At 33.3% G+C, this 12,955-nt stretch carries 13 protein-coding genes and 1 pseudogene; 6 read left to right on the top strand and 8 right to left on the bottom strand.

Annotated features, from left to right (window positions below):
* Positions 1 to 585 precede the first annotated feature (585 nt).
* Positions 586 to 711, bottom strand: a complete 126-nt coding sequence (locus AC3AX0_RS01890) for a hypothetical protein (RefSeq protein WP_487548607.1) — start codon at positions 709 to 711, stop codon at positions 586 to 588.
* A 611-nt stretch (positions 712 to 1,322) separates the two neighbouring features.
* Between AC3AX0_RS01890 and AC3AX0_RS01885 the strand changes: the two genes are divergently transcribed.
* From AC3AX0_RS01885 to AC3AX0_RS01860, 6 genes are all read left to right on the top strand, one after another.
* Positions 1,323 to 2,930: a BCCT family transporter gene (locus AC3AX0_RS01885; RefSeq protein WP_487548606.1), complete on the top strand. Its 1,608-nt coding sequence runs from the start codon at positions 1,323 to 1,325 to the stop codon at positions 2,928 to 2,930.
* A 29-nt stretch (positions 2,931 to 2,959) separates the two neighbouring features.
* The gene (locus AC3AX0_RS01880) at positions 2,960 to 4,204 is read left to right on the top strand and encodes an MFS transporter (protein WP_487548605.1); all 1,245 of its coding nucleotides are present in this window, start codon (positions 2,960 to 2,962) and stop codon (positions 4,202 to 4,204) included.
* A gap of 213 nt (positions 4,205 to 4,417) precedes the next feature.
* Positions 4,418 to 5,566: an aldo/keto reductase gene (locus AC3AX0_RS01875; RefSeq protein WP_487548604.1), complete on the top strand. Its 1,149-nt coding sequence runs from the start codon at positions 4,418 to 4,420 to the stop codon at positions 5,564 to 5,566.
* A 339-nt stretch (positions 5,567 to 5,905) separates the two neighbouring features.
* Positions 5,906 to 6,157: a hypothetical protein gene (locus AC3AX0_RS01870; RefSeq protein WP_487548603.1), complete on the top strand. Its 252-nt coding sequence runs from the start codon at positions 5,906 to 5,908 to the stop codon at positions 6,155 to 6,157.
* A gap of 231 nt (positions 6,158 to 6,388) precedes the next feature.
* Complete coding sequence (locus AC3AX0_RS01865; protein WP_487548602.1) at positions 6,389 to 6,766, top strand: ATP-binding protein; 378 nt, start codon at positions 6,389 to 6,391, stop codon at positions 6,764 to 6,766.
* Complete coding sequence (locus AC3AX0_RS01860; protein ID WP_487548601.1) at positions 6,766 to 7,662, top strand: response regulator; 897 nt, start codon at positions 6,766 to 6,768, stop codon at positions 7,660 to 7,662. The genes AC3AX0_RS01865 and AC3AX0_RS01860 overlap by 1 nt, the downstream gene beginning before the upstream one ends.
* 21 nt (positions 7,663 to 7,683) lie before the next feature.
* On the opposite strand, the pseudogene AC3AX0_RS01855 reads toward AC3AX0_RS01860, so the two are convergent.
* From AC3AX0_RS01855 to AC3AX0_RS01825, 7 genes and pseudogenes are all read right to left on the bottom strand, one after another.
* Positions 7,684 to 7,857, bottom strand: a pseudogene (locus AC3AX0_RS01855) (IS5/IS1182 family transposase); the annotation flags it as partial.
* A 239-nt stretch (positions 7,858 to 8,096) separates the two neighbouring features.
* Positions 8,097 to 8,540, bottom strand: a complete 444-nt coding sequence (locus AC3AX0_RS01850; RefSeq protein WP_487548600.1) for a hypothetical protein — start codon at positions 8,538 to 8,540, stop codon at positions 8,097 to 8,099.
* A 36-nt stretch (positions 8,541 to 8,576) separates the two neighbouring features.
* Positions 8,577 to 10,205: a sodium/proline symporter gene (locus AC3AX0_RS01845; RefSeq protein WP_487548599.1), complete on the bottom strand. Its 1,629-nt coding sequence runs from the start codon at positions 10,203 to 10,205 to the stop codon at positions 8,577 to 8,579.
* Positions 10,205 to 10,363, bottom strand: a complete 159-nt coding sequence (locus tag AC3AX0_RS01840; protein ID WP_487548598.1) for a hypothetical protein — start codon at positions 10,361 to 10,363, stop codon at positions 10,205 to 10,207. Before AC3AX0_RS01840 ends, AC3AX0_RS01845 begins: the two co-directional genes overlap by 1 nt.
* A gap of 132 nt (positions 10,364 to 10,495) precedes the next feature.
* Complete coding sequence (locus tag AC3AX0_RS01835) at positions 10,496 to 10,723, bottom strand: transposase (protein WP_487548597.1); 228 nt, start codon at positions 10,721 to 10,723, stop codon at positions 10,496 to 10,498.
* Positions 10,724 to 11,213: 490 nt separating this feature from the next.
* A complete protein-coding gene (locus tag AC3AX0_RS01830) occupies positions 11,214 to 12,368 on the bottom strand; it encodes a M24 family metallopeptidase (protein WP_487548596.1) in 1,155 nt (384 codons plus the stop codon).
* 440 nt (positions 12,369 to 12,808) lie between these two features.
* Positions 12,809 to 12,931, bottom strand: coding sequence for a UPF0236 family transposase-like protein (locus AC3AX0_RS01825; RefSeq protein ID WP_487548608.1), 123 nt, complete (start codon positions 12,929 to 12,931; stop codon positions 12,809 to 12,811).
* Between the last annotated feature and the right edge of the window lie 24 nt (positions 12,932 to 12,955).

Below are 12,955 nucleotides of genomic sequence, written 5' to 3'. Positions count from 1 at the left end.
TGGGAGTAGCCGTAGGCACCCACGTAGGTCTTGGAGGACTTTCAATGTACTTCATTGAAAAGAACAAGATTAAAGACAACCTACTTATAAATGAAGTTAAAGAAATGAAAGACGCAAGAGATGCCCTTCTGAAAAAAATTAAAAGCTATACAAATAAATAAACCCGAACATCAAGTCCTCAAAAAAGTACCCATACCATCTTAAGTAGGTACTTTTTTTGTATTAAAACAAGGTATTATTTTGTATACAATTCCACCAAACTTATAATTATTCATATTCCTGCGTAATTTTCTCATCTTTATTCGTTTGTTAAATTTGTATCGTATTCTAAAATACTACAAGGATTACACTTCCTATTCACTGATTGTATTTGTATTGTTACAATTGTGTGATAATTAGCCCTAGTAGTTCTCGGGCATCATAACGTATTTTTGTGCGCTGTGTTATTTGTCTGCGATATGCATCCACAAATCGTTTTCGTTAGGGCATTTTATTTACAAGTTGTAATTTTTAGCCTTTTTATAATAAAAATCACTTGAATAATTATTAGTTTTGAGATAATCCATAATCTCATCAAACGACTTGCTACTGCTCACAATCGCCTCCATCAGCTCCTGCTTCTTCAATACTTTTACCATCCTGTCTATCTTCACAGCGTTTACCGATAGTAGTACGCTTAGGAATATTGTATTTCTTTTCCGGCTTGTACACACGGTCATATTCATAGTTGATGTACGTATTGTCCTGTTGTATATTTTCCCTTTTATCTCTGGAATTTCATTTGAGAGTTACTTTTTCTGGAAGTTCACATTTTTATAAATTTACCTTTCATGGCTGCATTTGAGTGAGAAATTTTGACGATTGCAATCTTGACTTGGTGAAATATCCATGATATACTACTGATGCATCACAGTTGTTTTACAAAAAAATTTCTTTTGAAAAGAAAACGATTGCAATGAAAATTTTGTATTTAAGGAGGACATGTGAATATGATGAATTTTGCATAAAATAAGAGAAATATTAAAACAGTGTTTAGTTGATGAGGGTATGCAGGTGAAATTATACTGAATCTAGTTACATGTTTTACTTAACTAGATTTCATGGAACTTATAGGTAATGAGTGGGGAAGACCAGGGTTGTTTGTAGTACCAGCTGATGATTATGAAATGTTAACTAATTTTACTAATATACACAAAGAGCGTATATTCACAGGAAAACAGGAGATATTTCAGAGATTAAGAAATGTAGTTTAAAATTTGACTAAAGCATATTATTAGATATAGTTTAGTCGGCGGTTAATAAAAATAGGAGGTTTTTCTTTAATGGGGAAAAAAATATTTAGTAAAGATTTTATGACAGTCGAGTGGCAGTTATTAATACCTGCGGTAGCAATTATTGCAGTTCTGGTTACACCATTAGTATTATTTGAAGAACAATCATTATCATTTATGTATGACTTATATGGAAAAATGGAATTAAACTTAGGGTGGTTTTTTATATTAGCAGTAAATATTTTTGTAGCACTAGGATTTTATCTTATGTGTTCTAAGTATGGAAATATAGTTTTAGGGAATCCAAAAGAAAAACCTAGGATGGATATGTTTACTTATATTAGTACGATAATTTGTACTACATTAGGAGCAACTATTATTAGAACAGGATCCGGCCAATGGGCGAAATGGATTGCAGCACCTGCTTTGGGATTAGATCCTAATTCAATGGAAGCAATTCGTCAAGCAAATGCTTATGGAATCACATTTTGGGGATTCCAATATATGGCGATATGTTCCTTGGTTATCCCGGGCGCAGCATATATGTTGTTTGTTAGAAAACGTTCAAGGTTAAGACTTTCTGAAATGTACAGACCTATTTTTGGTGATAAATTTGCAGATGGTATATTGGGGAAAATTGTAGATATAATTTTTGTAATTTGTGTGACGGCAGGAAGTGCAGTTGTGTTAGGATTGGGATCACCAATTGCGACAACAACTATTGCTAAAATTTTAAATATTGAGCCCTCATTCACATTAACATTAATTATTACTGTTCTTTGGGTTTGCTTATTCGCATTAAGTGTTTTCAGAGGACTAGAAAAAGGTATTGCATTATTAAGTAAGTTAAATATTTATTTAGCAATAGGTATTGGAGTATTTATATTAGTGGCAGGACCTACTGCGTTCATCATGACTTATCTCACGGACACAATTGGTATTTATTTATCACATTCAATAGAGATGATGTTCTATACTGACCCTATAGGTACTGTTGTTAATGGGATACCGGCGGAGCCAGTTAGATGGTCAATATTCTGGTGGGCATATGATGCTGCTTCGGCATTAATTTTCGGATTGTTTGCTGCAACAATTTCTAAGGGGAGAACAATTCGTGAAGTATTACTTATTTACTTTTTCACACCATTGTTGACTTGTTTTGCAGCACACGGAATTCTTGGTGGGACGGCAGTTTATCAGCATTTAACAGGTTCTGCTGATTTAATGAACACTTACTTGACTAAAGGTGGCACCCATGTAATTCCAGAATTGATTACTGCCTTACCATTTGGTAATATTTTATTAGTATTTGTAGCTGTTCTAATTGTTGTATTCTTGACTACAACTCTTGATTCAGTTTGTTATTCAATGGCTAGTTATACAGAAAGGTTAGACATGAGTAAAGATCAACCAGGACGTTTTACAAGACTTGTATGGGTTGTAGTGATTGCAGGAACGGCATTGACATTGCTGAACATTGGAGGATTAGAACCACTAGAAATGGCAGTGGTTATGACTGGAAGTTTTATGATAATAGCAGAGTTTCTGATGTTCGTTGCTTCTATGAAGATGTTCAATGAAGATAAGGCATGGATCACTAATGTACGACCAAAAGAGACTTTTAGTGATCCTCAGATTTCGACTGAAAAAGTCAGCTAAAGATATAACACAGAGGTGATTGAAAGGCTATGAGCGCGAAAAAAGTTCAAGCGTGGATTATTTGGTTATTGGTTGTAACTTTCACAATATGGTTACAGGTAATCCAAACTGGCTATGCGGTTTTCAATATTCCTTTGCAAAAAAGTTTGAATCTTACCATTGAGCAAATTGGGTTAGTAGCAGCAGTTTATCCATGTACTGCTGCTATAATTCAATTGTTCTCTGGTACATTATTAGATGAGTTAGGCCCAACCAAAACAATTATACCTGCAGTTTTGGTTGGGATTTTGGGTGTAATAATTTTTGCAAGGGCTACTACATTTTATCATATTCTCATTGCTCAGTTTATTTTTGCATGTTCAACATGCTTTGCATTTGTAGGATGCGGATATATGATCGGGAAATGGTTTCCCAAACATCAATTTGGGCAGGTATTCGGTTTTGCTCAAGTACTAATTTCTATGTCGGCTGCATTTGGGCAAATTGGGTTTGGCTATATGTTAAAAATAATGACGTGGAGACAGATTTTGAACATCTTTACGATGGTAGGTTTTCTGTTGTTCATATTGATGTATAGATTTATTAAGTTACCTAATTCAAGAGTGAAAAAATCAAAATTCGATTATAGAATTCTTGCAAAAGTAGTTAATTCAAGTATATATGTGGTACGAAAAAAGAATGTAATGTTAAGTTCAATATATGGCGGAATAGTATTTGGTTATATTTGGGCTTTCGGGACACTCTGGCTACCAAAGATATTAATAAAAAAAGGCTTGATGATACAAGTGGCAAATAAGAGTGTTTCATGTTTGTGGTTAGGCGTTGCCATTGGAAGTTTATTCGTAGATAAGTTATGGCGAAAGATTGGATCAACGAAAGTTACATTAAGAGTTATGATAATGATTCAGACTTTACTGCTATATATAATAGCTTTTAGTGAACTTAAGCCAATGGCATCTATGGGCTTAAGTTTCTTATTTGGAGTTGCAACATCTAGTCATATGCTTACTTATACCATAGCAAAACAGGCTGTTGAAGAAAATTACTATGGATCAGCAATATCAATTGTAAATGCATCTATGTTTATGATTGGAGGTTTATTTGTATCAGCTATAGGTTTTATTATCGGGCGAACACAAGAGACATTAATAGATTATCAACATGTAATAGTGTGGTTTTCATTAATAATAATAGTAGCATTTTTTGCAACAAATTATATGGAAGATGGAATATCTTCTAGGGAACCAGCTATTAAAAAGTCAAGGCTGTTTTAGTAAACTTTGTGGCTATATCGAAAATCAAGTCTAGTTGACATCTCAATTAGCTCAATACTATACAGACCTTAGCAATTCAACGGTTTTAGCCGTATCAAACTTAAACATTGTGATTTAAAAAAATTTCTTCTTAGTGTTTTTATTCATGTTTCGGGTAATTTCCATAAAGCGAATGGAATTGAAAATTTTCTAATAAAAAAGGATGTGTAAAAAATGAAGTACAATATACTTGGAAGGACTGGTTTAAAAGTTAGCAATATTGGTATTGGTGGGGAATGGCTAAATGGTGTCTCAAGAAAAGAAACGAAGGAAATAATTGATGTTGCTTTGAAACATGGCATTAATATTATAGATGTTTTTATGCCTCAGCCAGAAACTAGAACAAACATTGGGTATGCTATCCAAGGGAAACGTCAAAGTTTAATACTACAAGGACATTTAGGAACAGTTTTTGAAGACGGTCAATATTTAAGAACTAGAGATTTAAGAAAAGTAAAAAAATCTTTTAATGACTTATTGGAGCGATTACAAACAAATTATATTGATATTGGAATGCTTCATTACATAGATAGTCATCAAGATTACGAATTGGTATTTGAATCAGAGATGATTGAATATGTGAAAAATTTAAAAGCAAAAGGCGTCATAAAATATATTGGTATGAGTTCTCATAATCCAGAAATAGCGCTGAAGGCTGTTGAATCAGGGTTGATAGATGTTCTAATGTTTAGTATTAATCCTGCCTATGATATGGAGAGTACAAATACGAAATATGAGGATCTTAGAGAATTTAAAGGGATGAATGATGCTGGTTGGATAGTAGATCCCATACGTCAGAAGCTTTATTCAACGTGTGAAAATCTAGGAGTTGCAATAACAGTGATGAAGGCGCTTGCATCTGGTACTTTATTAAATAAAGATTTATCGCCATTTGGTATTGAAATGACCGTTCCACAATGTATTCATTACTGTTTTACCAGACAAGGTGTAAAATCAGTTTTCATAGGATTTCATACAATCGATCAAGTAGAGACTGCGATTGCTTATAATGATTGTACTGAAGACGAAAAGGATTTTTCGAAAATATTTAGTGATAATAAGAGAATTAAAATGACTGGTAAATGTATGTATTGCAATCATTGTTTGCCTTGTCCATCGCAAATTGATATTGCAAGTGTTATTAAGTTTCTGGATTTGGCTACAATAAAAGAAGAGGTTCCAGATACTGTTGATTCACACTATCAATTACTTCATAAACATGCAGAGGATTGTGTGATGTGTGGACAATGTGAAGAAAACTGTCCTTTTGGCGTTGAAATTATAGAGCGAATGAAAGAGGCTGTAGAAATATTTGGTAAATAGCCCTAGGTGTTATACTAATTGTCATGGAAGTGAAAAAATAGTAATGAACAGTTCACCATCCAGTAACTAAATGACATTGGGTCTGAACAGTAACAAAAATGTTCTACTAAGTAATGAAATCCCAAATATAATTAAAAAGTTGTAGTGAGTGCAATACAAAAACAAAAGTGCTAGAACCTCTGTAAACAGAAGGTTTAAGCACTTTTTATTGTAAATGAGGTTCCAAAGTCAGGAACGAGTAATAATCTGACGAATTTAACTTCAAAAAAACGTTGAAAAAGCAACCATTTCAGCGATTAATTTCTATCTTTTTCACCTTGTTTATGGTATACTATATTTATGTCAAATATTGAAAATTCAACATTTAGAGAAGATAATACAATTGAAAATCCATTGAGTTTTTTTAAAGATAAATGCATTACTTTGGAACAAAAAGTTGAAGTTCAAGAAGCAAAAATAAAATACTATGAAGAACAATTCAGACTGAACCAGGCTAAAAAACTTGTTGAAAGGATAATCCATGCTGATGAGTTGGACGTTTTGTTGACATGGTCAAAATCGATACCAGTCGATTTTCAAGTTTCGAATTAAATATATATGATCCCATATTCTGTGAATGTGGGGTCTGTTTTACGCTTACTTCATTTCTGGGGGGGCTTCGGCATGTTTGCCTCGATGGTACTCTTCAGGCACAAAATCAACACGAGATTCTTTATAGTAATGACTTCAAGGGCATTTGCAATACATGGATTCCTATTAGGATTTGTATTGCTGAAAATGTAAGAAGTAATAATATTCGATTATGCCATTTGAATTTTTAAGATGGAAGAATTCTATCAAGTTATTTCCATATTGAACAATTTGATAATAAATGCAACGGATTCAATAGCAAGTCAGGGTAAACTCCAGGTGATTCAAAAAAATGAAGACGATAAGTGTATATTCACTGAGGAGGACAATGGATACGGTATCAATCCAGAAGATATAGAGCTTATATTTGAGCCTAGCTATTCTACAAAATATGATAACTATACTGGAGAATTTTCTACTGGAATAGGATTGACCCATGTAAAAAACATTATCGAAGAATATTTTGAAGGGAAGCTGTTTGTTGAATCAGTAAAAAATGAAGGTACGACATTTAAAATTGAAATTCCAATTGATAAAATAATTTTGTCAACTAACGAGGATGTGAAGTAATGGAAGCAAAGTTGTATATAGTAGACGATGATCCGGGTATAAGAAAAATATTGAAAAACATTATAAATGAATTCAATATAGGTGAAATAGTTGGGGAAGCTGTCAATGGCAAGGATGCTGTAAGAGATATAAAAATGCTTCAGCCTGATATTGTATTGGTTGACCTCCTATTGCCCGATTTTGATGGTATATCCATAGTGTCGAAAATAAAAGAGTCAGGACTTGATATTTCATTCATCATGATTTCACAGGTGGACTCAAAAGACATGATAAACCAGGCCTATGACAGCGGTATTGAATTTTATATAAAAAAACCAATAAATACAAAGGAAATATATTCTGTAATAAACAATGTCAAAGAAAAAATAATAATGAAGAAAATTATCAATGACATTGACAAAGCGGTATCTAGCGTAGGAGAACTTAAGGATTTCCTTGGAAAATCAAGACAAGATACGGTTTCTGACAGGGATAGGATAAAAAATGTTTTTTATCAGCTTGGGATAGTAGGAGACTCTGGCAGTAGGGACCTGGTGGAAATAATCGCGATTCTTGATAAAAAGGACAAAGGGCAGAGGAAAGACAAATACAAGATGTATGAAATTTATGAGAAGGTTTCACAAAAATACAGTGAACTTTATGATGAAGAGGTCAGTGCAAGATCCATAGAGCAAAGGGTAAGGCGTACAGTAGGCAAAGCTCTAAGAAACATAGCTAACCTGGGAATTAACGACTATGACAGCGATGTGTTCAACAAGTATTCAAACACCATCTTTGATTTTGAAGAAGTAAGAAATGAAATGAATTATATCCAAAACAGGACAAAATATATCGGCAAGGTTAACATAAGGAAATTTATTGAAGGAATAATAGTAGAAATACATAGTGTCTACTGAATAAGTATCATTTTTTCATTACACTGCTATCATTGTGGTTTCTTTCAGTTTTGTTTTTATTAATCCAAGGTTATAACACCTTTTATTCAAACTGAACACTCTTTCAACCTCAATGCGATCTTAATTATCCTAATATTCAACTGTTTTATCATATTCATTGTCTTTTGATGATCGTCCCAATTTGGGACCCGACAATGTATGATACCACCAAAGTAGACAATGTAATTAAAATTACAAATCTACTTTGGTGTTTTTTTATGGGAGCTTAATTGTATAATCAAATTAAACTAGTAATAAAAAAATCCGATCCACCAGTTATCAAAACTACGGTGGGTCAGATTTAAACGAAAAAGTAGGTCGATTTTACTTGACATTCAACAATATTTAAACTTAAATAAAATACTTAGTTTTGCTAGAAAAATATGGTATCAAAATTAGTCCACCCATTTTTCTGATATGTTTCTTACAACATTAATCATTTTTGTTTTATCTTTATCCTTTGTCAATACAAATGGATGATATATAGATAATGTTTCTATAAGTTCAACCTTTGGCTTAACGATAAGTTTAAAACTCCGTTTAGCCCAATCTAAAATCTTACTCCGTGCAATTTCAACTGCATCATCTACTGTAATTGACGATGGTAAAATACTTTTCCCATCTAATTCAATTCTAATTGTTTCTGGAAATTTATCTGCACGAATTGAAGTCTTTTTAATCATATCAACAGTAGCATAAGCTTTAATGGCTCGTCTATGTTTCTGTTTGAATGTAGGTAAAACTACTTCAAATATCACTACTGTATGTGGATAAGCTATTATTTTAAGGCCGTCTAAATCATACTGAGATTCAATAATTGAAATAGATTTATTATTCATGAAAATTTCTCCTTTACATGATTCTATATAATATATTTAATTTCTAACAACCGAACAAATGCTTGGAGTTACTAATTCCCTCCCTACAAACAATTCTAATATATCATTTTGTGTTTTTCTACTCAAGTCAATCTTTGCAAGCCCATCTTCATAAGCACCTATATCTGATTCAAGAGGCATATTTGTTATATAAGTTTCCCATTCGTCATCAATTTGTGGAATCCCTGTATCCTTTGTAAGTAAACTAACTATCCAAATCACAAGCACTGCAACTATAAATCCTGGTCCACCTTCATATATACCAGTACTATCCTTAAGTAATAAATACCAAAGAACAGCAAATGCCGGTCCTGTTATCATGCCTGCGATTGCTCCTTGACGCGTAACATTTTTCCAGTAAAGAGAAAGAATAATTACAGGACCAAAACAACACGCAAGACCTGCCCAAGCGAATACTGCAAGCCAAAATATGGAATCAAATGGATTTAAAGCCAATAATGCTCCTGCAGCACCCATTACTACAATAGTTATACGAGTAACATTTACAACCTTTGCATCATCCATTTTACCCTTTGCACGAATTTTATTAAAATAATCTTCTGCTACTGTCGATGCAGCAATCAATAGCATTGAGTCAGCTGATGATAAAATGGCAGCTAAACTCGCTGATATGAGTAAACCAGCCAATACAGCTGGAAACATTTCCATAGCAACTATCATCATTATATTCTCGGGATCTGCAAGTGAAATATCCATAATAGAACCCATCATACCTATAGAAATAGCTCCATAATAAGAAACTGCCATCCAAACTGAACCTATTATTGCCATCACTGTAATATCTCTTTTACTCTTTGCTGCCATATATCTAACAATGATATGCGGACTACCAACAAATCCAATACCTATTGCCACATATCCAAGTATCAAAACAAAAGTTGAAACAGAATGAAGACTCATATCTCCAAAATAAGGAAGTAACCAAGCTTCTCCATGCATTGCTATCATTTTAGAGGAAATTTCTCTAAGCCCTCCAAGTCTTGAAACCATTAATAGTGGCATAATACCAAGGCCAAAGAACAAGATTATGCCTTGAACAAAATCATTTCTAGCAACAGAAGTAAACCCTCCTATAACTGTATACGATGTAGCCACTACTGCACCTATAACTACACCTGTTCCAAAAGAAATTCCAAAGAGCAATGAAAGTAGCTTTCCCATTGCTACAAACTGTACCATTACATAAACAATTTCAAATATCGCCATAACAGAGACACCTATTTTACGAATAGTTTGTGTCTTATCATCAAATCGTTTTTCAAGGTAATCCGTAATTGTAAGTGAATTAAATATTTCTGACATTCTTCTTAAAGGCTTTGCCATATAAAACCAGTTGAAAAGTGAAAAATAACTTACAACTGCTGCCCAAGCAACACTAAATCCCATTACTGAAGCTTCACCGGGAAGACCCATTGTCATATATCCACTACTTTCAGATGCCTTTTCACTCATAGAAAGAACCCATGGACTTAAACTTTTACCGCCAAGCATAAAGCCTTCCGCGTCCTTGTTTCTTTGTGAAAAATAAGAAAAAATACCATTACCAATCATAAAAACTAAATACGCTGCTATGACACCTTGGATTATCGGACTAACTTTCAACATTAATGCTCCCCCCTCTTATCAATCATATTCTTTGCGATCCATTCATCTTCTTTTTTTTCTTTTTGCTTTTCTCTATAAGCCCAAATAAATGTTATAATAATCCAACCTGTTGGCCATGCAACAAAATGGATAACTCCCATAACCGGAAATCCAAACATTTAATTCGCCTCCTTTATATTTATGTATTTTACTTATTAGAACATTCTATACAAATCCTAGCTAACTAGTTAAACGTTTATGATACTTTTACTAATCTTATTGATTAATTCCATCACTAAAATCAAAATTTGCTACTTATCAAAACTATTATTTAAAACTTTATGCCTCCAGTTAAACGCAGTTGATATATGGATATTTAGAGCGTCTGAAACTTGTTGAAGGGTTTTACTTTCAGTCATTAATCGAATATATTCAACCCATTTTTCAAGGTAATGCGTTCCTGCCATTGGACTTGCAGTCATATCCTTAAATGTTCTCTTACAATTCTTACACTTCTTCACAAAGTCCTTTCTGCTCAAATAAAGACAGTTTTAAAAATTCTTCTCGAATTAATTGTTTATTCATAAAAACCACCATTTCGATAACGTATGTTCTTATGTGTAGTATAGCACAAATTCATGTTAGCCACCATAATTACGAAAACAGCTAAACTTTAATATAAAAAGAGATTTCTTATTGAAAATATGGTCTATGGTAACTTAACAGAAATTTCCATTTTTTAGAATTATAGACCTCCGTGTTCCTGTTATGCAAACGTTAACATGCTAATTATTTACCACTTAAAGTATATGTAAAAGTGGGTTTCCAAGTAAGTCACCCACTTTTACCCTTTAATCAGAAATACAAAATCAGAACTTGTATTTCTTTGATTGATTAGGATTTACTCTTGAAATTTAATATCCATAAACATTTATAATCTTATATACAAAATTATCTAACTTTTCATAAGTAACTATGATGCTGTCCTTAACTACACGGAACATATTAATTTCTCCCTAATCAACAAGCTTATAACACCTGCAAAGAGTTATCCATAGGAGTCAGATATTCAAAACCGTCTTTTGTTACGACGACCGAATCTCCTACTCTACCAGCTACACCATTATCAAGCGAAACAGCTCCATCAACCGCAAAAGTCATACCTTCTTCTAGTATAGTATCATCATCTACACGTAACTCTGGTTTTTCTAATCGGGAATACCCTACAGCACGACCAGTTCGGTAGCAAATACCGTATCCCATTTCTTCATAATATTTAGCTGAAGCCTTGTGTACATCTGAGGCCTTTATTCCAGGACGGATTAAATCTAATGCAATTTTTTGTCCTTCTATAGCCTGATAGTATACCTTTTCTTCTTCCTTTGTATGACTACCTATAAAATACTGACGATCAAATCCAATTTTCATCATTTTAAACTCAGCCATATTGCAAAAACACATATAAACAGAATCGCCCGTTTTTATATCCTTAATACCGCCTCGCTTATGAACCATATGCATATCTTCACCAGTCTGCAAAATTTGCAAGTCGTGAGCAAGAGGTGAGTAATATTGATTAAAGCCTGATTGGTCTTTACTCAGCAATTCTGCTGCCTTTCTAGTACCACTATCCATAATAGCTAAAGATACCTCATACTCTGACACCCCAGGTTTAAGTGCGTTTCGCGCTCCAGTGCACATGGCAACAGCTACCTTTCCTGCATTTCTCATAATCTCTATTTCAGCAGGAGATTTGATCATACGTTGCCTAAACATCGTTGAATACATATCCTTGATCTTAACTTCCGGGAACTGTTCTGCCAAGAAATTTCCAAGTTTTGCATGTGTACGATCCACTTCTAAACCGACTGTTTTTTTACCACGTATTGCTTCTTTAACGTATCCACGCCATTCATCACCGATGCCATCGGTCCATGGTAAAAGCTTGTCTACCCAAGTCATAGCTCTGGCCATATTCAGCTCCAAACTAGGAGTAATTACACTAATTTCGCCCTGCTGAGGAATAATAACAATCGTTGGACGTCCAAAATCCATACCAAGGTAACTATGAATTCCGGTAAAATAATATACACTATCTCGATCCATGACAAGCGTTAAATCAACACCTTGATGCTCCATTTTTTCCTGAAGTTCTCTAACTTTTTGTTTCATTCTAATAATCAATTGAATCCTCCATTTTTTTGTCTTCTAGTAAATTTAGAGTTTTATGATACTAAATTTTTATTCTAATTATCAAAATTACTTTCTTCTTATTTAAATGTCAAAAAATTAAATAAAATAATTCTTATAACTTGTTAAACAATCACCTCATAAATTCACTTTAAAACTTCAATTCCAATTTTACCACTCGATTTTCTCATGTCCTCCTTAAATACAAATTTTCATCGCAATCGTTTTCATTATTGCTATAGCTTTTTTCGTAATATCATTGTGATGCATTTATAGTATATCAGGGATATATCACCAAGTCAAGGTTTCAATTGCAAAAGGTTGCGTTTATTTACCGTAGGAAAAAGAAGAATAGACTAATCCTTCTTGTTTAAGATAGGTTTACTGATTTCTCTCTTTAACATATTTTTAAATGAAAGCTACACCAAACTACATCAGCAAATTCCCTTCAGTGACTTCATGATATGGTACACTCCTGTCCTGGACCATCCCAAAGGTCTGCTGCTTAATCTGCTTGAATATATAAGACTTACATTTCCTTCAGCGCTGCAACCCATTCTGGCATCTGGATCATCATTTCT

The sequence above is a fragment of the Dethiosulfatibacter sp. genome, assembly GCF_983023055.1.
Note: the sequence above shows the minus strand (reverse complement) of the source record. Positions and strands in the feature narration are given on the sequence as shown.